At 67.9% G+C, this 22,507-nt stretch carries 20 protein-coding genes; 13 read left to right on the top strand and 7 right to left on the bottom strand.

Features of this window, described 5'->3' with window-relative positions; translation table 11 throughout:
- Positions 1-27: 27 nt before the first annotated feature.
- The 5 genes from ACF8ME_RS16250 (at position 28) to ubiA (ending at position 4,545) form a co-directional block, all read left to right on the top strand.
- Entirely contained in the window at positions 28-801 is a 774-nt protein-coding gene (locus ACF8ME_RS16250; RefSeq protein WP_392417390.1) for an MHYT domain-containing protein, read from the top strand.
- Between the two features lie 226 nt (positions 802-1,027).
- Positions 1,028-1,993, top strand: a complete 966-nt coding sequence (locus ACF8ME_RS16255; RefSeq protein WP_016449154.1) for a LysR substrate-binding domain-containing protein — start codon at positions 1,028-1,030, stop codon at positions 1,991-1,993.
- 120 nt (positions 1,994-2,113) lie between these two features.
- On the top strand, positions 2,114-2,701 hold the full coding sequence (locus ACF8ME_RS16260) for a Dps family protein (RefSeq protein ID WP_016449155.1): 588 nt from the start codon (positions 2,114-2,116) through the stop codon (positions 2,699-2,701).
- Positions 2,702-2,751: 50 nt separating this feature from the next.
- Complete coding sequence (locus ACF8ME_RS16265; RefSeq protein WP_016449156.1) at positions 2,752-3,549, top strand: phosphatase PAP2 family protein; 798 nt, start codon at positions 2,752-2,754, stop codon at positions 3,547-3,549.
- 126 nt (positions 3,550-3,675) lie between these two features.
- Entirely contained in the window at positions 3,676-4,545 is an 870-nt protein-coding gene (ubiA, locus tag ACF8ME_RS16270) for a 4-hydroxybenzoate octaprenyltransferase (protein WP_016449157.1), read from the top strand.
- A 74-nt stretch (positions 4,546-4,619) separates the two neighbouring features.
- On the opposite strand, the gene proC is transcribed toward ubiA, so the two are convergent.
- The 4 genes from proC to ACF8ME_RS16290 all read right to left on the bottom strand — a co-directional run bounded on the left by proC (position 4,620) and on the right by ACF8ME_RS16290 (position 9,064).
- Entirely contained in the window at positions 4,620-5,459 is an 840-nt protein-coding gene (gene proC / locus ACF8ME_RS16275) for a pyrroline-5-carboxylate reductase (protein ID WP_392417391.1), read from the bottom strand.
- A 32-nt stretch (positions 5,460-5,491) separates the two neighbouring features.
- Positions 5,492-6,283: a VOC family protein gene (locus ACF8ME_RS16280; RefSeq protein ID WP_392417393.1), complete on the bottom strand. Its 792-nt coding sequence runs from the start codon at positions 6,281-6,283 to the stop codon at positions 5,492-5,494.
- A 38-nt stretch (positions 6,284-6,321) separates the two neighbouring features.
- Positions 6,322-7,302 (bottom strand): tripartite tricarboxylate transporter substrate binding protein, encoded by a 981-nt coding sequence (locus ACF8ME_RS16285; protein WP_392417394.1) that lies wholly within the window; start codon positions 7,300-7,302, stop codon positions 6,322-6,324.
- 64 nt (positions 7,303-7,366) lie between these two features.
- Positions 7,367-9,064, bottom strand: a complete 1,698-nt coding sequence (locus ACF8ME_RS16290; protein WP_392417397.1) for a thiamine pyrophosphate-binding protein — start codon at positions 9,062-9,064, stop codon at positions 7,367-7,369.
- A gap of 95 nt (positions 9,065-9,159) precedes the next feature.
- On the opposite strand from ACF8ME_RS16290, the gene ACF8ME_RS16295 reads away from it, so the two are divergent.
- A complete protein-coding gene (locus ACF8ME_RS16295) occupies positions 9,160-9,855 on the top strand; it encodes a GntR family transcriptional regulator (RefSeq protein ID WP_016449162.1) in 696 nt (231 codons plus the stop codon).
- A gap of 7 nt (positions 9,856-9,862) precedes the next feature.
- On the opposite strand, the gene ACF8ME_RS16300 is transcribed toward ACF8ME_RS16295, so the two are convergent.
- The 3 genes from ACF8ME_RS16300 to ACF8ME_RS16310 form a co-directional block, all read right to left on the bottom strand.
- Positions 9,863-11,020, bottom strand: coding sequence for an esterase-like activity of phytase family protein (locus ACF8ME_RS16300; protein ID WP_392417399.1), 1,158 nt, complete (start codon positions 11,018-11,020; stop codon positions 9,863-9,865).
- Positions 11,021-11,031: 11 nt separating this feature from the next.
- Positions 11,032-12,528, bottom strand: coding sequence for a glycerol kinase GlpK (gene glpK, locus ACF8ME_RS16305; RefSeq protein ID WP_392417401.1), 1,497 nt, complete (start codon positions 12,526-12,528; stop codon positions 11,032-11,034).
- A gap of 73 nt (positions 12,529-12,601) precedes the next feature.
- Complete coding sequence (locus ACF8ME_RS16310) at positions 12,602-13,366, bottom strand: DeoR/GlpR family DNA-binding transcription regulator (protein WP_016452008.1); 765 nt, start codon at positions 13,364-13,366, stop codon at positions 12,602-12,604.
- Positions 13,367-13,643: 277 nt separating this feature from the next.
- Between ACF8ME_RS16310 and ACF8ME_RS16315 the strand changes: the two genes are divergently transcribed.
- The 7 genes from ACF8ME_RS16315 to ACF8ME_RS16345 all read left to right on the top strand — a co-directional run bounded on the left by ACF8ME_RS16315 (position 13,644) and on the right by ACF8ME_RS16345 (position 21,837).
- On the top strand, positions 13,644-14,723 hold the full coding sequence (locus tag ACF8ME_RS16315; RefSeq protein WP_034363480.1) for an ABC transporter ATP-binding protein: 1,080 nt from the start codon (positions 13,644-13,646) through the stop codon (positions 14,721-14,723).
- Between the two features lies 1 nt (position 14,724).
- Positions 14,725-15,807, top strand: a complete 1,083-nt coding sequence (locus tag ACF8ME_RS16320) for an ABC transporter ATP-binding protein (protein WP_016449167.1) — start codon at positions 14,725-14,727, stop codon at positions 15,805-15,807.
- On the top strand, positions 15,804-16,697 hold the full coding sequence (locus ACF8ME_RS16325) for a carbohydrate ABC transporter permease (protein ID WP_034363482.1): 894 nt from the start codon (positions 15,804-15,806) through the stop codon (positions 16,695-16,697). Before ACF8ME_RS16320 ends, ACF8ME_RS16325 begins: the two co-directional genes overlap by 4 nt.
- A 75-nt stretch (positions 16,698-16,772) precedes the next feature.
- Positions 16,773-17,588: a carbohydrate ABC transporter permease gene (locus tag ACF8ME_RS16330; RefSeq protein ID WP_013804448.1), complete on the top strand. Its 816-nt coding sequence runs from the start codon at positions 16,773-16,775 to the stop codon at positions 17,586-17,588.
- Between the two features lie 160 nt (positions 17,589-17,748).
- Positions 17,749-18,057, top strand: a complete 309-nt coding sequence (locus ACF8ME_RS16335; protein ID WP_016449169.1) for a DUF2160 domain-containing protein — start codon at positions 17,749-17,751, stop codon at positions 18,055-18,057.
- 100 nt (positions 18,058-18,157) lie between these two features.
- Entirely contained in the window at positions 18,158-19,891 is a 1,734-nt protein-coding gene (locus tag ACF8ME_RS16340) for an ABC transporter substrate-binding protein (RefSeq protein ID WP_016449170.1), read from the top strand.
- Between the two features lie 356 nt (positions 19,892-20,247).
- A complete protein-coding gene (locus tag ACF8ME_RS16345) occupies positions 20,248-21,837 on the top strand; it encodes a glycerol-3-phosphate dehydrogenase/oxidase (protein WP_016449171.1) in 1,590 nt (529 codons plus the stop codon).
- Positions 21,838-22,507 lie beyond the last annotated feature (670 nt).

Raw genomic sequence — 22,507 nt, forward strand, 5'->3', positions numbered from 1 at the left:
TCTTTCTGAGAATGAGGAGCCGTCCACATGAATGAAGCCGTTCAAGCGAATGAACTCGTCGAGACCTCCTGGCGCATGGGCCTGGTGGCCCTGTCCTATGGCATTGCCGTGCTGGGCTCCTTCGTGGCCCTCACGGCGGCGCAGCGCATCCGCGGGCGCACGGGAATCAGCTGGCTGAATCTGCTGGCGGCCGGCACGGCGCTGGGCGGCATAGGCGTGTGGTCCATGCATTTCACGGGCATGCTGGCGCTGAACCTGGGCATGGGCTCGGGCTACTCCATGGTCGAAACCCTGGTGTCCCTGGTGGCTGCCGTCGCTGCGACCTCGGTGGCGCTGGCCTTTGTCGCGCGGCGGCCCGAAAGCGGGTTGCGCGTGCTGGGCGCCGGCACCCTGCTGGGCCTGGGCGTGGCCTTCATGCATTACCTGGGCATGTACGGCATGCGCTTTCCCGGCTTCATCGTCTGGTCCGTTCCCACCGTGGTGCTGTCCGTGACCATTGCCGTGGCGGCGGCCAGCGCCGCTCTTTGGCTGTCGTTTCGCACCGGCTCGCTGGGCATGCGGGCGCTGGCGGCTGCCGTGATGGGGGCGGCAGTATGCTCCATGCATTACACGGGCATGGCCGCAGCAGACTTTGTATGCATTTCCGAGACACAGCGGTATGCTCGGCCGCAAGGTTTTGCCGTGATCAGCGCTTTGGACCTTCCCGTCTTTACCGTGATCGTGGCCATAGGCCTGGCAGCATTGATAGGCATGGACCAGCTCATGCAGCAGCGCGACCGGATGCGCCGGCCGCTGCACTAGGTGGATAAATGCAAAAAGCCGGCAGGTCGGGGAGCGCGCAGTGGTCATGCGTGGACGAGGACTGGCACAATCGAAATAGGACAAATCCTAGAGTCTGCACAGGAACTTTTGAGGGGAGCACCCCGGCAACCGGGCCGCAAGGCCTGGTTGCACAAAGGTTTCGGCCCAGGTTCCAGGTCTAAGACCATCGTATTTCCCGAGGTTCCCTCCCAGACACAGCTCGCCAATGACACTTACCGAACTCAAATACATCGTGGCCGTGGCACGTGAAAAGCATTTTGGCCGCGCCGCCGAAGCCTGTTATGTGTCCCAGCCCACGTTGTCCGTGGCGATCAAAAAGCTGGAGGAGGAGCTCGATGTCAAGCTCTTCGAGCGCAGTGCCGGCGAAGTGTCGGTCACGTCGCTGGGAGAGGAGATCATCCGGCAGGCGCAAAGCGTGCTGGAGCAGGCCGCCGAGATCAAGGAAATCGCCAAGCGCGGCAAGGACCCGCTGTCGGGCGTGCTCACGCTGGGCGTGATCTACACCATCGGCCCCTACCTGCTGCCCGATCTGGTGCGCAACTCCATCCTGCGCACGCCGCAGATGCCGCTGATGCTGCAGGAGAACTACACCATCAAGCTGCTGGAGATGCTGCGCACGGGCGAGATCGACTGCGCCATCGTCGCCGAGCCCTTCCCCGACACCGGCCTGGCGCTGGCGCCGCTGTATGACGAGCCCTTCATGGCTGCCGTGCCCAGCACCCATGCGCTGGCCCAGAAGGACCATGTCTCCACCAGCGATCTCAAGAACGAGACCATGCTGCTGCTGGGCTCGGGCCACTGCTTCCGCGACCATGTGCTCCAGGTCTGCCCCGAGTTCGCACGCTATGCCAGCAATGCCGAAGGCATTCGCCGCACCTTCGAAGGTTCGTCGCTGGAGACCATCAAGCACATGGTGGCCGCCGGCATGGGCGTGACCCTGGTGCCGCGCCTGTCCGTGCCCGCCGATGCGCTGGAGACCACGGCGCGCCGCCGCAAGACCGACGAGCCGCACATCCGCTACCTGCCCATCCTCGAGGACGACGGCTCGGCCCCGCCCACGCGCCGCGTGGTCCTGGCCTGGCGCCGCAGCTTCACGCGCTACGAGGCCATCGCCGCCCTGCGCAACGCGGTCTACGCCTGCGCCTTGCCCGGCGTCAAACGCCTGTCCTGATGACTGCACCGCTGCGCGGGCCGTGCCTCCAGGGCCACCGCGCTTGCGTTATCGTTGCTTTCGGTCTCCGGGCGGTCTGCCCGGGGCATATTCCATCCGTACGAAGTTGAAAGGGATCCCATGGCCAAAAATGCCAGCAAAGACAAGTCCGGTGCAAAGAAGCCAGAGGCCGTGCAGGCCGCCAAGACCGTGCAGGCAGCGACGGCCGATGTCGCACCGGTGTCCGTGCGCTCCAGCGCCATCCACATCGGCATCAGCGACAAGGACCGTGCCGCCATCTCCAAGGGCCTGTCGGCCCTGCTGGCCGACACCTACACGCTCTATCTGACAACGCACAACTTCCACTGGAACGTCACGGGCCCGATGTTCAACACACTGCACACCATGTTCATGGGGCAGTACACGGAACTGTGGAACGCCGTTGATCCCATCGCCGAGCGCATCCGCGCCCTGGGCCATTTCGCACCGGGCTCCTATGCCGACTTCGGCAAGCTCACCAGCCTGGCCGACGTGCCCCACGATCCGCCCAAGGCCCTGGAGATGGTGCGCATCCTGGTGGCAGGCCATGAAGCCGTGGCACGCACGGCGCGCAGCCTCTTCCCGCTGGCCGACAAAGCCAGCGACGAGCCCACGGCCGACCTGCTGACCCAACGCCTGACCGTGCATGAGCAGACCGCCTGGATGCTGCGTGCCCTGCTTGAAGAGTGATGCTGCACATGCCCCAAGCACCTGCCACGGCCCGGGAGTGATGACCGCGCATGCTCCGGACCTGGATTGACGCACACGCCGCCACGAGCGGCCTGTGCCTGGTACTGGCCGCCTTGGGCGGCCTTTTTTTCTACCTGCGCCTGCCCGCCGCCGCGCGGCTGCGCCATGCAGGCCTGCCGATGCCACGCGCCGCATGGCAGGGCCTGGTTGCGGCGGGCCTGCTGGCCGCGCTGGCCCTGGGCGTGATGGTGCGCGACATGCTGGGCCTGGGCCAGCCCGCAGGCTGCGACTCCTGCACCGACTGGCCGGTGCTGGACGATGCCCTGCACCAGTGGCTTGCTGGCCATGCCACCGATGCCTGGGTGCGCCCCGTGGTCGCCTTCACCCAGCTGGGCCATGTGGGCTGGATGGTGTCGCTGTCTGTTGCCGTGCTGGCGCTGCTGCTGTGGCGCCGCGACTGGCTGCATGCGGCCGCCTGGGTGGTGGCCACGGCGGGAGTCGGCCTGTGGATACGCGCCATCAAGACCAGCGTGGGCCGCCCGCGCCCCGTGGGCGGCTGGGTGCCCGAGGGCGGCTTCAGCTTCCCCAGCGGCCACAGCGCCGGCACCTTCGTGCTCTATCTGATGCTGGCCTGGCTGCTGCTGCCGTACCTGCGGCCTGCCTGGCGCTGGTGCGTGGGCCTGGCGGCCCTGGCCGTTGCCCTGGGCGTGGGGGCCAGCCGCGTCGTGCTGCGCGTGCACTATGCCAGCGATGTGCTGGCTGGCTGGCTGCTGGGCCTGGCCTGGATGGCGCTGGTGATCTGTGCCGTGGAGTGGGCGCAAACCCGCGTTGCCGGCAGGCGCGGCTGAGGCGCGCCGCCGAGCCCGCCCGCCCAGCGGCGACAATGCGGGCATTTTCGAATGTGATGCGTGCGATGGTCGGCCCACGGCCGCCATCGGCGCCCAGACGCCATGCCTACCTCCTCCTCTACGCCCATGCCTGCGCCCCGGCGCAGCAAACTGTCGCTCTACCTGGACTTGGTCCGCTTCAACCGGCCGGCCGGCTGGCTGGTCCTGGTCTGGCCCACGCTGGCCGCACTGTGGGTGGCGGCGGGCGGGTTTCCGGGCTGGCATCTGCTGGTGGTCTTCGTGCTGGGCACGGTGCTGATGCGCAGCGCCGGCTGCTGCATCAACGACATCGCCGACCGCGACTTCGACCGCCACGTCAAGCGCACCACGCAGCGCCCCATCACCTCGGGACTGGTCTCGGTGAAGGAGGCCGCGCTGTTGGGCGCGGCCCTGGCCCTGGTCTCGCTGGGCCTGGTGCTGACCACCCGCTGGGAGGCCGTGGCCTGGTCCGTGCCCGCCGTGCTGTTCACCATCCTCTACCCGTTCACCAAGCGCTTCTTCGCCATGCCCCAGGCGTTTCTGGGCATCGCCTTCAATTTCGGCATCGTCATCGCCTTCGCCGCCGTGCAGGGGCAGGTGCCCGCCACGGCCTGGATTCTGTGGTTGGCCAACATGTTCCTGGTGCTGGCCTATGACACCGAATACGCCATGGTGGACCGCGACGATGACCTCAAGATCGGCATGAAGACCTCGGCCATCACCCTGGGCCGCTTCGACGTGGTGGCCGTCATGGGTTTCTTCGTGCTCTGCGGTCTGCTCACGGTCTGGGCGTTGGCGCCCTTCGGCCTGGCCTGGCCTTTCTGGCTGGGCCTGGCCGTGGCTGCGGCCCAGGTGATCTGGCACTTCACCCTGATCCGCCACCGCACGCGCGAAGGCTGCTTCGTGGCATTCAGCAAGAGCCACTGGATCGGTGCCAGTCTGTTCGCGGGTGTGGCGCTGGGGTTTGCGCTGCGCTGAGGGCTCAGCGCTGAAAAAAGAAGGGAGGCCGGTGCCTCCCTTTTGCATGGTGCCTGGGGCGCGCTGCGCCTGGCTCAGCGGCCGAATTCGGCGGCCAGCTCCTTGGCCCGTGTTTCCGCCGCCCGCATGGCGGCCACGAAATGCTCGGGCACCTGCTGCGCCTGCAGGTGCGTGATGGCGGCGTGGGTGGTGCCTCCCTTGCTGGTGACGCGCTGGCGCAGCACCTCGGCGCTTTCGGTGGAGCGGGCGGCCAGTTCCGAGGCGCCCTGGAAGGTGGCCACGCCCAGGCGGTAGGACTGCTCGGCCGTGAGGCCCATGTCCACGCCAGCCTGTGTCATGGCTTCGAGGAACAGGAAGACATAGGCCGGGCCCGAGCCCGACAGGGCGGTCACGGCGTCCAGGTGCGCTTCCTGGTCGACCCAGACGAACTGGCCCGTGGTGGCCACCACCTGCTCGATGGCGCTCTTGCCTGCGGCATCGACCTGGGCGCATGCGAACAGGCCCGTCATGCCCTTGCCCACCAGGGCAGGCGTGTTGGGCATGGCGCGCACGATGCGGCCCGTGCCCAGCCACTGGGCGATGGAGTCCGTGGGAATGCCGGCGGCCACGCTCAGGTGCAGGGCCTGGGCGGTATGCGGCGCCACGGCCTGGGCGGCTTCCTTGAAGGTCTGGGGCTTGACGGCCCAGACCACGATGCCGGCACCGTCCAGCGCGCTGGCGGCGGCCGCGGCATCGGCATGGGCCGTGATGCCGAAGTTCGTGCGCAGCGCATCGCGTGCAGCCTCGAAGGGTTCGACGACGACGATGCGGTCTGCGGATTGGCCCTGGCCGATCAGTCCGCCGATGATGGCGCTGGCCATGTTGCCGCCACCGATGAAGGCGATGACAGGAGAGGCTGTGGAAACGGTGTTCATGCTGGTGGCGGTGGAGAAGGAAAACGAAGAGTTTAGAGCGTGTTCCCACCGTGCCAGCGCATGTCCACGCCATGGCTGGCGGCCAGGTCCAGGGGCTGTGCCGGGGCGCCGGGCCGCTGGCGCAGGGTGAGCGCGCAAGGGCCCTCTCCGCGCGTGGCAAGGCGCTGGCGCAGTGCGTCGGAGGTCGCCAGTGCCTGCGCGCCTTGCAGCAGCAGGTCGAACCCCGGCAATGCCAGCCGTGCGCCCTGGTTGTCCAGCCTCTGCAGCGGCAGGTCCGGGCCCAGCAGCGCCCGGTAGCGGTCCAGGCTGGCGTCCAGATCGTGCACGGCGACGGTCAGCGAGGCCACGCCCAGCGCGCCGTTGGGATGCTCGCGCACGCTGCCTTCGGGCACGCGCAGCGCGCGCGGCGTGACGTCGCCGCACAGGAAGGGCAGGTCGGGCGTGGCGTGGCGCGCCGTCTGCCACAGCAGTTGCGCGCCGTCGGGGCGTACGCGGCCCCCATCCACGGGGCCGACCAGGGTGTCCAGCCCCCGCCCGCGCGCCTCGGCCAGGGCCTGGGAGGTGCTGCCGGGCAGCAGGGCGAAGTCCACCAGCCCCTCGCCATGGTCGCGCAGCGTGCGGTACCAGCGCTCTTCGGGCGCCGGGGCGGTCCAGGCAATGATCTCCAGGTAGGCGCCATCGGCAAACACGACCAGCGCGTTGTGCGAGGTGCGGCCCGGATGGCGGCCGCCGATGGCGACCTGGAAGCCCAGCGCGCGGTAGTCCGCCACGGCGGCCTCGAGGTCCTGCACGGCGATGACGATGTGGTCCAGCGGAAGTGCCATGAATGCTCCTGTGTTGTAAGGGGGGGCCGTCCGGATTCTCAGTCTTCGAGCTGGATCTTGTTGTCCCGCACGAAGCGGCCCCAGCGCTCATATTCCTGGCGCACCCAGCGGTCGAGGGCGGGTCCGTCCGTGGCCATGACTTCGAAGCCCGACTGCATGAGCTTGCTGCGGATGTCGGGCGTGTTCAGCGTGGCCTGGAAGTCTTCGGTGAGCTTGTGCACCGTGGCGGCCGGCGTGGCGGAAGGCGCGAAGACGCCGATCCACGAATAGGCCTCGAAGCCCGCAAAGCCCGATTCGGCCACGGTGGGCACGTCGGGCAGCTCGGGCAGGCGCTTGAGGCCGGTCACCGCCAGCGGCTTGATCTTGCCCGCCGAAATCTGGCCGCGCAGCGCCGCGTAGCTGAGCAGCGTGAGGTCGGACACATTGCCGAGCACGGCCTGCACGGCCGGGCCGCCGCCGCCATAGGGCACATGCAGCACGTAGGTGCCCGAGCGGCGCTTGATGTCCTCCATCACCAGGTGGTTCATGGACCCCAGGCCGGTCGATGCGTAGCTGTATTTGCCCGGGTTGCGGCGCGCCAGCTCCAGGAAGCCGGCCAGGTCCCTGGCGGGCACCGAGGCCGAGGCACCGATCACCAGCGGAAAGCGCAGCGCCAGCGACACGCCCGTGAAGTCCTTGAAGGTGTCGTAGGGCAGCCGGGACTTGGCGATGGGATTGATGGCATGGGTGTCGAAGCTGAACAGCAGGGTGTTGCCGTCCGGGGCGGACTTGGCCACGTACTGGGTGGCGATCTGGCTGGCGGCGCCGGGGCGGTTCTCCACGATCACCGGGCGCCCGGCCACCTCACCCAGGCGCGGCTGCAGTATGCGGGCGGCGATGTCGGTGCTGCCCCCCGGCGGGAAGGTGATGACCAGCTTGAGCGGGGCGGCGCCCTGCGCGGATGCCGTGCCGGACGGCCCCAGCAGGGATGCGGCGGCCATGGCCAGCAGCAGCTGGCGGCGTGAGGGTGGATGGGGCATGGTAAGGCTCCTTTTCAAGCGCATTGGCGGGCAGGAAATCGGGAATCTGTGCGTGGGGCTGGCGTCAACCCATCCATTGGCTCACCGGCACGGCCGTGTCCTGGAGCTCTTGCGAGATCACATCCACCAGCGCCGGGCCGTCGTGCATCAGCGCGGCCTTGAGCGCGGCTTCGAGGTCTGCCGGGTCATGCACCTGCCATGCCTTGACGCCGAAGGCCTCGGCCACGCGGGCATGGTGGGTGCGGTTGAAGTCGACGGAGAAGTAGCGTTCATCGTAGCCGGACTTCTGGCTGGCCTTGATCCAGCCGAACACGCTGTTGGAGAACACGATCATCTTCAGCGGCACGTTGCGGCGCACGATGGTTTCCAGCTCGCCGCAGGTGAAGCCGAAACTGCCGTCGCCCATGACCGCGACCACCACGGAATCGGGCTGGCCGATGGCTGCGCCAAAGCCGGCGGACATGGCAAAGCCCAGCGCCCCGTGCGCGCGGTTGGTGATGAAGTGCCGGCCGGCCTGGGGCGCGTCGAAATAGGCCGTGAAGTAGGGACAGGGCGTGCCGGGGTCGGCCACCACGATGGCGCGCGCGGGCAGCAGGCGGTTGAGCGTGTCCACCACGCGCTCGGGCTTGATGGGGCGCTCCAGCGAGGCGGCCAGCGGCGCGAAGAAGGCCTGCTTGGCGGCGCGCGCGGTGGCTGCCAGCGCGGCGCCGTCCGCGGCATCGGCGGGGCGGCGGGCGATGCGCTGCTGCACGGCCGCGTGCAGCGCCTGCAGGCCCAGCAGGGCGTCGCCCACCAGGGCTACGTCGGTGCGGTAGTTGGTGCCTATGGTCATGGCGTCCACGTCCAGATGGACGATCGTCACCTTGCGCGAGGGCATCTGCCAGTGCTCGGTGGTGGTGGAGCCGGCCCGGGCGCCGATGAACATCACCAGATCGGCCTGCGCCACCACGGCGCGCGTGGCCTCGACGCCGCCATTGGTGCCCACCACGCCGGCATTGAGCGGATGGCTGCCGGCAAGACTGCCCTGGCCGCTGACGCTGGAGCACACGGGCGCGTTGAGCAGGGTGGCCAGCGCATCCAGCGCGGCGCCGGCGCCCGCGATGAGCACGCCGCCGCCGCAGATCAGCACGGGGGAGCGTGCCGCCACCAGGTGGTCGGCCGCCTCGGCCACGGCCGCCGGATCGGGCGCGGACCGGTAGGCGGGATAGCGGTCATGGCCGGGCTGGGCCCAGACATCGGCCGGATCCAGTGCGTGCTTTTGCACGTCATAGGGCAGACAGATATGGGTGGCGCCCGGCCGGCCCGTGGTCATGGCGCGAAAGGCGCTGCGCACGGCATGCGGAATCTGGTCCACGCGGTCGATGGTGGTATTCCACTTGGTCAGCGGCCTGTACAGCGCCTGCTGGTCCAGTTCGGTCAGCGGGAACTTGCCGCGTGCGCCCACGGAGACGTCCGAGGTGATGCCCAGCACGGGCACCGAGGATTCGTTGGCCTCGGCCAGGCCGGGCAGCAGGTAGGTGGCGCCGCCGCCGCTGGGGCCTTCGCACACGCCCACCTTGCCGGTGACGCGCGCATAGGCGTCGGCCATGTAGCCGGCGCTGCGCTCGTCCCGCGTGAGGATGTGGTCCATGCCGTGGTCCAGCCGCGCCATGGCGTCGTAGAAGGGCAGGCTGGTGTCGCCGCACAGGCCGAAGATGTGCTTGACGCCGTTGAGCTGAAGCATGCGGACCATGGCGTCGGCGCCATTGAAAGCGGTGGTCATGTCGGGAGTCTCCGGGCAGGTTGGCTGAGGGGTTTTTAAGAAACCATTTCAGTATACTTAAAAGTATCCAAAGCGCCAGAGGGCACAATGGCGCCATGAAAATCTCCAACATCCGCCACGAACGGGGCTCCAGCGTCTACAGCACGCTGCGTGACATGGCCATTTCCTACGAGTTCAAACCGGGCGAGCGCCTGAGCGAGAGCGAACTGGCGCTGCGCCTGGGCGTGAGTCGCACGCCCGTGCGCGAGGCACTGACGCGGCTGGTGGCCGACGGTTTTCTGCTGCCCGCCAGCCGCGGCTACATGCGGCGCGAGCTGGACGTGAAGGAGTCACTGGACCTGTACGAGGCCCGCGTGGCCGTGGAGCGCGAATGCGTGCGCTTGGCCGTGGAGCGCGCCACCGATGCCCAGATCGACGAGGCGCGGGCCTATCTGGAGCAGAGCCAGCGCGTGGCCTCCGACACGCCGGTGCGGCAGCTGGTGGACCTGGACGAGGGATTCCATCTGCGCATTGCCGACATGGCTGGCAATGCCGAGCTGCGGCGCATGCTGGTGAGCCTGAACGAGCGCATCCGCTTCATCCGGTGGATCGACATGGAGAACGTGGGGCGCGCCTCCACCCAGCACGAGCACCTGGAAATCCTGCAGGCCTTGAGCGACCGCGACGCCCAGGCCAGCGAGCGCCTGATGGCCGAGCACATCGGCCTGCGGCGCGAGCAGATCGTGGAGGCGATTGCGCGCGGTCTGACGCGCATCTACCTGCCGCAGGAGCAGGTGCAGGCCACGCCCTGAAGCGCCTTCAGGGGGCGCAGGGCGTCGAGGGCCGGTAGGCGGTGACCAGGATCTGGTTGGCCTGCGCCGGGTTGAAGTTGTCGTCGCTGGCGAACACCAGCACGCGCGTGCCATCGGGCAGCGGCGGGCCCCAGGACATGGCCTCCATGTTGTCCAGCCGCCCGCGCTGAACCGTGGACAGGTCCGCAATCAGCTGCTTGGCTGCCACCTGCGGCGGGTTGCGCATGAAGCTGTCCATGGCCAGCGTATCGGGCGCTTGCAGGCCGATGCGGTACAGCCGCGCGCCAAAGCCGTGGCCCGGGCTGTAGGAGCGCTCCAGTACCAGCAGATGGTCGGGACCGTCCGGCAGGATTTCGCTGATGCCGTTGACCTCGCGCTGGGGCAGGGCCCAGCTGGCGGCCGGCACGGCATCGGGCTGGTAGGCGATCTGGCGCAGCAGCCGGCCGTCGTCCAGGCTGACCAGGCTGATGCGCACGGGCGCGCCTGCCGTGGCGGCGCTGGCGCGCGGTCCGTCCTGGCGCAGCGGCGCCTCCAGGGCCAGCCAGGCCTGCTGTCCGTCCGGCGTGACGGCCAGCCCCTCGAAGCCGAAGTTCGAGCGCAGGCCCGGCCTGCCGTCCTTGTCCTTGAATGCGTAGAACCACCGCGCGATCTGGCGGCCCGTGGCGTCGGTCCTCACCAGCGAGGTGCCAAAGCCCCGGCCCGGGTCGCCTTCGTCGGTCCACAGCAGGCCGCCGTCCGGCAGCAGGCGGATGGCTTCGGGGTCGGGCACGGGCTGGGTGGCGGGCGCGGCATGGCGCGGGCGCAGCCAGTGGCCTTCGGTATCCAGCAGCGGGTGCACTTCGGTGACCTGCGCCTGCCAGGGGCTGGGGCCGGCGCGCTGGCCGGCGTCCAGCGGCTCTATGCGCAGGCGCATCCAGCGCGCGGGGCCGCGGGCCGAGCGGTCATCGCTGATGGCCACGTAGTCGCCGCGCTGCGTGTCGTAGTCCAGGCCCGAGATGCCGCCGGTGGTGGCGCCATGGATGGGCTCATCGCGCGCAATCGTGGTGCTGCCCAGCCATTGCAGGCGTGCGCAGGCGGTGGGCTGCGGGACCGGCAGCGCCTGCGGTGGCGCGGCACAGCCTGCCAGCCACAGGCCGCAAGCAACCAGGCTGGCAAGCCGGCGCAAGACAGTCAGCCTCAGGCCGCCAGCGCGGTCTGGGCCACCGCATGCTCCCAGCGCGCCATCAGCTCGTCGGCGCGGTGCTTGTCCAGCGTGGGCACGAAGCGGCGCTCGGCCTTCCACAGCGCCGACAGTTCCTCGGTGCTCTGGTACACGCCCGAGGACAGGCCCGCCAGGTAGGCAGCGCCCAGGGCCGTGGTCTCCACGCAGGCCGGGCGCACGACAGGAATGCCCAGCAGGTCGGCCTGGAACTGCATGAGCAGGTTGTTGACGCAGGCGCCGCCGTCCACGCGCAGTTCGCTCACCGGCGCGCCGCCGCTGGCCACCGCATCGCGGCTCATGGCCAGCAGCAGGGCGGCGCTCTGGAAGGCGATGGATTCCAGCGCGGCCCGCGCAATGTGGGCCATGGTGGTGCCGCGCGTCAGGCCCGTGATGGTGCCGCGCGCATCGGGCTTCCAGTAGGGGGCGCCCAGTCCGGTGAAGGCCGGCACCATCATCACGCCGCCCGAGTCGGGCACGCTCTCGGCCAGTTGCTGCACCTGGCCGCTGTGCTCGATGGCGCGCAGCCCGTCGCGCAGCCACTGGACCACGGCGCCGCCCACGAAGACGCTGCCTTCCAGCGCATAGGCCGGCGCAGCGCTGGGCTGTGCCGCAGCGGTGGTCAGCAGGCCGTTGGCGGAGGTCTGGAACACGCCGCCCGTGTGCATGAGCATGAAGCAGCCCGTGCCATAGGTGTTCTTGGCCATGCCGGCGGAAAAGCAGGCCTGGCCGAAGAGGGCGCTTTGCTGGTCGCCGGCCACGCCGCCGATGGCGATCTCGCCGCCCAGCACCTCGGCTGCCGTGCGGCCGAAATCGGCGGCGGAAGGCAGCACCTCGGGCATCAGCGCGCGCGGAATCTCCAGCAGCGCCAGCAGATCGTCGTCCCACTGGTTGGTGTGGACGTTGAACAGCATGGTGCGGCTGGCGTTGGAGACATCGGTCACATGGCGGTGTCCGCCCGTGAGCTGCCAGATCAGCCAGCTGTCCACGGTGCCGAAGGCCAGTTCGCCGCGCTCGGCGGCGGCGCGTGCGCCATTGACGTTGTCCAGGATCCAGCGCAGCTTGGTGCCCGAGAAATAGGCGTCGATCAGCAGGCCGGTCTTTCGCTGGATGGTGTCGGCATGGCCGGCCTCGCGCAGCTGGGCGCACAGCGGCTCGGCGCGGCGGTCCTGCCAGACGATGGCGTGGTGCAGGGGCTGGCCTGTGGCGCGGTTCCAGACCACGGTGGTCTCGCGCTGGTTGGTGATGCCCAGGGCGCGGATGTCGGCCGCCGCCAGCCCGGCCTTGGCCAGGGCCTCGCGCGCCGTGGCCAGCTGGGTGCGCCAGATCTCGCGCGGATCGTGTTCGACCCAGCCGGGGCGGGGATAGATCTGCGGCAGCTCCAGCTGGGCAGAGGCCACGATGCGGCCCTGGGTGTCGAAGACGATGCTGCGCGAGCTGGAGGTGCCCTGGTCCAGGGCAAGCAGATAGGTCATGGTGCGGTATCCAGGAAAAGCAGGGCCGGTGCGCGTGTCCTGTGCGGGCGGTGGCGCAGCGGCTGCGGAAAACTTATTGCGCCACCACGCATTGCACCTCGGCTTCGCGAAGCAGTGCGTCGAAGGGCGCAGGGGGCGCGGTATCGGTGAACAGGCGGTCGATCTGGTCCAGGCGTGCCAGCTCCACCATGGCCTGGCGGTGAAACTTGCTGTGGTCGGCGGCCAGCCAGACCTCGCGCGACTGGGCAATGATGGTCTGGGCCACCTTGACCTCGCGCATGTCGAAGTCGCGCAGGCTGCCATCGGGCTCGATGGCCGAGATGCCGATCAGGGCGATGTCCACCTTGAACTGGCGTATGAAATCCACGGCGGCCTCGCCCACGATGCCCCGGTCGCGCGTGCGCACCACGCCGCCGGCCACGATGACTTCGCAGTCCGCGTTGGAGCTGAGGATGGCCGCCACGTTGAGGTTGTTGGTGATCACGCGCAGGCCCCGGTGCTTGAGCAGGGCCTGGGCCACGGCCTCGGTGGTGGTGCCGATGTTCAGGATCAGCGAGCAGCCGTTGGGAATGGCCTCGGCCACGGCGCGCGCAATGCGCGACTTGCCTTCGGCATGCAGCACCTGGCGCTGGGGGTGGCCCAGGTTCTCGACCGTGGCGCTGGGCACGCGCACGCCGCCGTGAAAGCGCACCATCAGCCCGGCATCTGCCAGCTTCTGAATGTCGCGGCGCACGGTCTGAAGCGTCACGCCCAGGATCTCGGCCAGCTGCTCCACCGTGGTGGACTGGCGGCTGCGGACTTCGTCCAGCAGCTGTAGTTGGCGGGGGTTGGTGTTCACGGCAAATCCATCGGAGGGGCGATCGGGGGGACGGGTGGATGGTCGGGCAGTCAATCGGGCCGGGCGACGGGTTTATAGCGCATTTGACGCGGCCAGCCGTGGGCTGGGGAACTTTAAAACGAAGAAAAAGGAACAGCACCTAGGGTATGTGTTGATGGGCTGCGATCCGGAAAGAACAAAAATGAAGACGTTCGGGCCTTCAAACGCGCTTTGGAGGCCCGCCTTTCTCCTTGTTCAAATGCTGCCCCGGTGGCGGCCTCGCCAAAAGAGGGCAGTCGTGGAACTGGTGTTGGAGAGAATCAGCAAGCGTGTGGGTGGCCAGACCTGGCTGCACCCCATGCACCTGGAACTGGAAAGCCGCGCGGTGACCGTGCTGCTGGGCGCCACGCAGGCCGGCAAGACCAGCCTGATGCGCATCATGGCCGGCCTGGACGTGCCCACCGAAGGCCGGGTGCGCGTCGATGGCGTCGATGTGACCGGCATGCCCGTGCGCGAGCGCAATGTGGCCATGGTCTACCAGCAGTTCATCAACTATCCCTCGCTCACGGTGGCGGACAACATCGCCTCGCCGCTGAAGCTGCGCGGCGATCGCGACGTGGCGCAGCGCGTGCGCGCCCTGGCCGAGCGGCTGCACATAGAGATGTTCCTGGACCGCTATCCGGCCGAGCTGTCGGGTGGCCAGCAGCAGCGCGTGGCCCTGGCGAGGGCGCTGGCCAAGGGCGCTCCGCTGATGCTGCTGGACGAGCCGCTGGTCAACCTCGACTACAAGCTGCGCGAGGAACTGCGCGAGGAGCTGACCCAGCTGTTCGCCACCGGCAGCTCCACCGTGGTCTACGCCACCACCGAGCCCGGCGAGGCCCTGCTGCTGGGCGGCCACACGGCCGTGCTGCACGAGGGGGAGCTGCTGCAGTACGGCCCCACGGCGGAGGTGTTCCACCGACCCAATTCGCTGCGTGTGGCGCGGGCCTTCAGCGATCCGCCCATGAACCTGGTGCCCGCGCAGGCCGTGGACACCGGGTTGGAGCTGCCCGGCGGCGCGCGGCTGCCCATGGCGCTGCCGGTGGGCCTGGCCGCTGCCGGCCCCCTGACCCTGGGCCTGCGCGCCAGCGCGCTGCGCCTGCAGGCCCGGCCCGGGGATGTGGCGCTGCAAGGCGTGGTGGAACTGGCCGAGATCTCGGGGTCGGACACTTTCGTGCATGCCACCACGCCCTGGGGCGAGCTGGTGGCCCAGGTCACGGGCGTGCACCACCTGGACCTGGGCAGCGCGGTCACGCTGCACCTGGACCCGGCCCATGCCTACGTGTTCGGCACGGACGGCGCGCTGCTGCTGGCGCCGGCGCGGCCCGGAGGACGATGAGATGGCCCGCATAGAACTCGATCTGGCCCACTCCTACAAGCCGAACCCGCAGCAGGACAGCGACTATGCGCTGCTGCCGCTGAGCATGGTCTTCGAGGACGGCGGCGCCTACGCGCTGCTGGGCCCCTCGGGCTGCGGCAAGACCACCATGCTCAACATCATGTCGGGCCTGCTGGTCCCCTCGCAGGGCAAGGTGCTGTTCGACGGCCGCGACATGACGCGCGCCACGCCCCAGGAGCGCAACATCGCCCAGGTGTTCCAGTTCCCGGTGATCTACGACACCATGACCGTGGCCGAGAACCTGGCCTTTCCGCTGAAGAACCGCCGCATGCCTGCCGACCGCATCCGCGCCCGCGTGGGCCAGATCGCCGAGATGCTGGAGATGAGCGGCCAGCTCGACCAGCGCGCGGCGGGCCTGTCGGCCGACGCCAAGCAGAAGATCTCGCTGGGCCGGGGCCTGGTGCGGCCCGATGTCTCGGCCGTGCTGTTCGACGAGCCGCTCACGGTGATCGACCCCCAGCTCAAGTGGCAGCTGCGCCGCAAGCTCAAGCAGATCCACCACGAGCTGCGGCTCACGCTGATCTATGTGACGCACGACCAGGTGGAAGCCTTGACTTTTGCCGACCAGGTCGTGGTCATGACGCGTGGCCGTGCCGTGCAGGTGGGCACGCCGGCCCAGCTCTTCGAGCGGCCAAGCCATGCCTTCGTCGGCCACTTCATCGGCTCGCCGGGCATGAACTTCGTGCCGCTGCAGCAGGACGGCGGCCGGCTGCTGGCCGAGGGCCAGTACCTGTCCCTGCCCGCCGCACTGGCCAGCGTGGCGCCCGGCCTGCCCCTGAGCCTGGGCATACGCCCCGAGTACCTGGCACTGGCCTCGGCCGACGCGCCTGGCGCCGTGGCCTGCACGGTGGAACGCGTGCAGGACGTGGGCACGCACCAGCTGCTGGTGGCGCGCCTGGGCGAGCGGCTTCTCAAGCTGCGCTGCGGCGCCGACGCCTTCCTGCCCGCCGCAGGGCAGACCGTCTGGGTGCAATTGCAGGGCCCCCACACCTGCTACTACGTCAACGAGGAGCTGCAGGCATGAGCCAGACCATCAAGCCCGTCAACCAGAAGGCCTGGCTGCTGATCCTGCCGGTCATCATCTGCGTGGCCTTCTCGGCCATCATCCCGCTGATGACGGTGGTGAACTACTCGGTGCAGGACATCATCAGTCCCGACCGGCGCGTGTTCGTGGGCACGGAATGGTTTGCCCAGGTCATGCGCGACGAGGAACTGCACTCGGCCCTGCTGCGCCAGATCGGCTTTTCGCTGGCCGTGCTGCTGGTGGAGATTCCGCTGGGCATCGCGCTGGCCCTGTCCATGCCGGCCCAGGGCTGGAAGGCCTCGGCGGTGCTGGTCGTGGTCTCGCTGTCGCTGCTGATTCCGTGGAACGTGGTCGGCACCATCTGGCAGATCTACGGCCGCGCCGATATCGGACTGCTGGGCGCGGCGCTCAACGCGCTGGGCGTGGACTACAACTACACGGGCAATGCCACCCATGCCTGGCTCACCGTGCTGGTCATGGATGTCTGGCACTGGACGCCGCTGGTGGCCCTGCTGTGCTACGCGGGCCTGCGCTCCATTCCCGACGCCTACTACCAGGCCGCGCGCATCGACGGCGCCAGCAAGTTCGCGGTGTTCCGCTACATCCAGCTGCCCAAGATGCGCGGCGTGCTGATGATCGCCGTGCTGCTGCGCTTCATGGACAGCTTCATGATCTATACCGAGCCCTTCGTGCTCACGGGCGGCGGGCCCGGCAATGCGACCACCTTCCTGTCGCAGTACCTGACGCAAAAGGCCGTGGGCCAGTTCGACCTGGGGCCGGCGGCGGCCTTCTCGCTGATCTATTTCCTCATCATCCTGCTGCTGTGCTTCATCCTCTACAACTGGATGCAGCGCGTGGGCACGGCAGACAAGGAAGGGGCAAGAGAATGACCCCCACGCTCCCTTCGTTCACTGCCCCCCGAGGGGGCTCGGCCTCCCTTGGGGCGGCCCTGCGGGAGGCCGGACATGACTGAAGACCGCCGTTTCCACAAGCGCACGCTGTTCCTCGTCGCCTACCTGCTGTTCGCCGTGCTGCCCATCTACTGGATGGTCAACATGAGCTTCAAGACCAACGAGGAGATCCTGTCGAGCTTCTCGTTGTGGCCCCAGCATTTCACCTGGGCCAACTACCAAACCATCTTCACCGACGCCTCCTGGTACTCGGGCTACATCAACAGCCTGATCTACGTGGCCATCAACACCGTGATCTCGCTGACGGTGGCGCTGCCGGCGGCCTATGCGTTCTCGCGCTACCAGTTCCTGGGCGACAAGCATGTGTTCTTCTGGCTGCTGACCAACCGCATGACGCCGCCGGCCGTCTTCCTGCTGCCCTTCTTCCAGCTCTACACCACGGTGGGCCTGATGGACACGCACATCGCCGTGGCCCTGGCCCACCTGCTGTTCAACGTGCCGCTGGCCGTCTGGATCCTGGAGGGTTTCATGAGCGGCATTCCGCGCGAGATCGACGAGACGGCCTATATCGACGGCTACTCCTTCCCGCGCTTTTTCCTCACCATCTTCCTGCCGCTGATCAAGGCCGGCGTGGGCGTGGCGGCCTTCTTCTGCTTCATGTTCAGCTGGGTGGAACTGCTGCTGGCGCGCACGCTGACCAGCGTGAACGCCAAGCCCATCGTGGCGACCATGACGCGCACCGTCTCGGCCTCGGGCATGGACTGGGCGACGCTGGCGGCGGCCGGCGTGCTGACCATCGTGCCGGGCGCCATCGTGATCTGGTTCGTGCGGCATTACATCGCCAAGGGTTTCGCCATGGGGAGGGTGTGAGGCACCCCCTGAGTCGCTTGCGCGCCTTCCCCCTCTCTGCCCGCTTCGCGGGGGAGGGGGACGACAGCCTCGCGGCGGGGCGGCCCTTGCTTGCTGTCCCTCGCTTGGGGCCGCACCAGTTTCGACGGGCAGTGGTTTTTGTTTCTGAAAGGACTCGTCAATGTTTTCCTGGATGGCCTGGACGCTGCCGGTGGCGGTGTTCTTCAGTTGCATCGTGCTGATGCTGGTGGGCATGACGCTGTGGGAGTTGCGCAGCCCGACCGTGATGCGCAAGGGCTGGCTGCCGATGGCGACGACGCGCGGGGACCGGCTGTTCATCGGGCTGCTGCTGGCGGCCTATGTCAATCTGGCCTGGGTGGGTCTGGGCGAGAAGATGGCGCAGTGGTTCTCGCTGGAGGCCGAGCCTTCGGTGTGGATCAGTTTCGTGCTGTCCATGCTCGTGCTGGCCGTCGTGATGCGCAAAGGCTGATCACTTCATTCCATTTATCGACAGCCGGGTCCGAAGCTCCCCCGGGGCCCGCTGGTGCATGTGCATGTCGGGGAGACAGCAAGAATCTAGGAGACGGCAGATGAAACAACGACTTCACACCATCGCCCTCGCGGCGGCCCTGCTGGCGGCGGGGCAGGCGGCCTGGGCCGGAGAGGCGGAAGCCAAGAAGTGGATCGACGCGGAGTTCCAGCCCAGCACGCTGTCCAAGGACCAGCAGATGGCCGAGATGAAGTGGTTCATCGAGGCGGCCAAGAAGCTGCAGGCCAAGGGCGTCAAGGAGATCGCCGTGGTCTCCGAGACCATCACCACGCACGAGTACGAGAGCAAGACGCTGGCCAAGGCCTTCACCGAGATCACGGGCATCACCGTCAAGCACGACCTGATCCAGGAAGGCGACGTGGTCGAGAAGCTGCAGACCTCGATGCAGTCGGGCAAGTCCATCTATGACGGCTGGATCTCCGACTCCGACCTGATCGGCACGCACTACCGCTACGGCCGCATCATGAGCCTGACCGACTACATGGCCGGCGCCGGCAAGGACTTCACCAATCCGGGCCTGGACATCAAGGACTTCATCGGCACCAGCTTCACCACCGCGCCCGACGGCAAGCTCTACCAGCTGCCCGACCAGCAGTTCGCCAACCTCTACTGGTTCCGCGCCGACCTGTTCGAGCGCAAGGACCTCAAGGACAAGTTCAAGGCCAAGTACGGCTACGAGCTGGGCGTGCCGCTGAACTGGAGCGCCTACGAGGACATCGCCGAGTTCTTCACCAACGACGTCAAGCAGATCGACGGCAAGCCTGTCTACGGCCACATGGACTACGGCAAGAAGGACCCCTCGCTGGGCTGGCGCTTCACCGATGCCTGGCTGTCCATGGCCGGCGCGGCCGACAAGGGCATTCCCAACGGCATGCCTGTCGATGAATGGGGCATCCGCGTGGCCGACGACAAGTGCACGCCCGTGGGCGCCTCGGTCTCGCGCGGGGGCGCCACCAACTCGCCGGCCGCCGTGTTCGCGCTCACCAAGTACGTGGACTGGATGAAGAAGTACGCGCCCAAGGAAGCCATGGGCATGACCTTCGGCGAGTCCGGCCCCGTGCCGGCCCAGGGCCATATCGCGCAGCAGATCTTCTGGTACACCGCCTTCACGGCCGACATGACCAAGCCCGGCCTGCCCGTGGTCAATGCCGACGGCACGCCCAAATGGCGCATGGCGCCCGGCCCCAACGGGCCGTACTGGAAGGACGGCATGCAAAACGGCTACCAGGACGTGGGCAGCTGGACCTTCTTCAAGGACCATGACGCCAACCGCACGGCCGCCGCCTGGCTCTACGCGCAGTTCGTCACCGCCAAGACCACCAGTCTCAAGAAGACCATCGTCGGCCTGACGCCCATCCGCGAAAGCGACATCCGCTCCAAGGCCATGACCGACATGGCGCCCAAGCTCGGCGGCCTGGTCGAGTTCTACCGCAGCCCCGCCCGCGTGGCCTGGACACCCACCGGCAACAACGTGCCCGACTATCCCAAGCTGGCCCAGCTGTGGTGGAAGAACGTGGCCCAGGCCGTCACCGGCGAGAAGACGCCCCAGGGCGCCATGGACAACCTGGCCGAGGAAATGGACCAGGTCATGGCCCGCCTGCAGCGCGCAGGCATGGCGCACTGCGCGCCCAAGCTCAACCCCAAGGGCGACCCGGCCAAGTGGCTCAGCGACAAGCAGGCGCCGTGGAAGAAGCTGGCCAATGAAAAGCCCAAGGGCGAGACGATTGCGTATGACACGCTGCTCAATGCCTGGAAAAACGGAAAAGTTCGATAAGCACCCCCTGAGGCGCTGACGCGCCTTCCCCCGTATGCACGGCGCCCTCTCTCGCTTCGCGGGAGGGGGACGACGCCCTCGCCGCGAGGCGGCTCTTGCTCGGCGTCCCTGAGTTGGGCCGCGTCGGCTTTGGGCGCAATACCCTGCGCTGGCATCACAGTCCATCGTTGGGCGTCCTGGGTCGCCAAAAACACAAAACGAAAGATAGCGAAGAAAAAAATACAAAAACGAGCGAAAATAGCGGAAAACCCGATTCCGTCCCCTTCGCATTGGGCGCAGGCGTGGCGTCCCGGGTGCTGACATGGCGGCTACATGGCGCCCTGTTAACTTGCCCCACATTCCTTCGTCGAAGATCCATGTCCCTCGCTGCTTCCCCTCTGCCCACCGGCCGCGCCGCCCTGCTGGAACGCCTGGCCCAGCCTGAAACCTACGATCTGGCCATCATCGGCGGCGGTGCCACCGGCCTGGGCGTGGCCCTGGACGCGGCGGCGCGCGGGTTCAAGGTCGTGCTGGTGGAGTCGCATGACTTCGCCAAGGGCACGTCCTCGCGTGCCACCAAGCTGGTCCATGGTGGCGTGCGTTACCTGGCCCAGGGCAACATCGCCCTGGTGCGGGAAGCGCTGCACGAGCGCACCACGCTGCTGCACAACGCGCCCCACCTGGCGCAGCCGCTGGCCTTCGTCATGCCGTCCTACAAGCTGCTGGACACGCCGTTCTATGGCATCGGCCTCAAGATGTATGACGCGCTGGCCGGCAAGGCAGGCCTGGGCGCCACGGAATTCCTTTCGCGCTCCAGCACCGTGAAGTGCCTGCCCACCGTGCGGCAGCAGGGCCTCAAGGGCGGCGTCAAATACTGGGACGGCCAGTTCGACGATGCCCGCCTGGCGCTGGCGCTGGCCCGCACGGCCGCTGCCAAGGGCGCGCTGCTGGTCAACTACTGCCCCGCACGTGAACTGCTGCACGAAGGCGGCAAGGTCGCCGGCCTGATCTGCGAAGACTCGGAATCCGGCCAGCGCTTCACGCTGCGCGCCAAGTGCGTGGTCAACGCCACCGGCCCCTGGGTGGACCTGTTTCGCCAGCAGGACGCCGAGGCCCAGGGCCGTCCCGTCAAGCCCATGGTCGCGCCCAGCCAGGGCGTGCACGTGGTCGTGGACCGCGACTTCCTGCCCAGCGACCATGCCCTGCTCGTGCCCAAGACGGCCGACGGCCGCGTGCTCTTTGCCGTGCCCTGGCTGGGCAAGGTCATCCTGGGCACCACCGACACGCCGCGCAACGACCTGGCGCGCGAACCCCTGCCTTTCCCCGAAGAACTGGACTTCATCCTCACCGAGGCAGGCCGCTACCTCACGCGCCAGCCCACGCTGGCCGACGTGCGCAGCATGTGGGTGGGCCTGCGCCCGCTGGTCAAGCCCCAGGACGACGATGGCGAAAACACCAAGAAGATCAGCCGCGAGCACACCGTCATGTCCAGCCGCACCGGCCTGGTGACCGTCACGGGCGGCAAGTGGACCACCTACCGCGCCATGGCCGAAGACGTGCTCTCCGAATGCTTTGCCATCGGCCGCCTGCCGCACCGCCCCGGTGGTGTCACGGCCCGCCTGCCGCTGGCCGGCGCCCCGGCCGAGTCCGCCGTGCACCACCGCATGAACCAGATCCAGGGCCTGCATTCCTACGGCACGGAAGCCTCGGCGGTGCAGGCGTTGCCGGGCAACGACGAATGGCTGGCCGACGGCCTGAACGAAGCCATGGTGCGCTTTGCCGCGCGCTTCGAATACGCGCGCACCGTGGAAGACGTGCTGGCGCGCCGCAGCCGCCTGCTGTTCCTCGATGCGCGCAAGGCCGCCGAAGTGGCCCCGCGCGTGGCGGCCATCCTCCAGGAGGAGCTGGGACACGACGCCGGCCTGGCGGACTTCATGCCGCTGGCGGCGCAGTACCTGCCTGCCTGATCCTGTCCATCTCCATGCACAACGCCCTGCAACGCAGGGCGTTGTGCTTTCTGCGTAAGACGCTTGCGCCACGAATGATTGTCAAAATTGATGAATATATGTACTCGATTGGTTTTATGAATGAGAATGCGGTTCATGGCGCCCAGCTTCAGTGCCAGTGAACAGCAGCCAGCACAAGGCTGACGAGGGAGGGAAGCAAAAAGAAAGCGCTTGAAAGTGCGTTTTCCGCAGGGCAAGGGCCGCGCCCAAGCCCGACGCGGTGGCCCCAAAGCCGCTGCGCGGTCTGTGCCGTCGTCGGCGCGGTCCGTCCGCAGCCAACAATTGCGTTGAGTCTGCCACCCTTTGCCGAGCCCGCGTGGCTCGGCTTTTTTATGGGCGTCTCCGGTGGCATGGGCCGATCGGGAGGCCCGGGCGGCCCCTCGGTTGCCGGCGCCCTTGTGGGCGTTGCGCAACGCTGCCGGGCAGGGGCGGGAAAAGTCGCTAAGGGTTTGACGCGCAAAGGAATTTCTGGGACAATCCCATGCTTCACGTGAAAATCGTGAAGTTATCTGCCCAGTGGAAGCGCCGAGAAATGGTTTTCGGCGTGGACGACGGGCCCAAGACTGACTGGCTGCTCGCGGCCCTTGAGAAGACTCTGGGGCTGTCGGGTGTTTGCTGGAGCAAGTTGGGA

Source organism: Delftia sp. WSY_7 (genome assembly GCF_043104845.1).
Lineage (GTDB): Bacteria > Pseudomonadota > Gammaproteobacteria > Burkholderiales > Burkholderiaceae_C > Comamonas > Comamonas tsuruhatensis.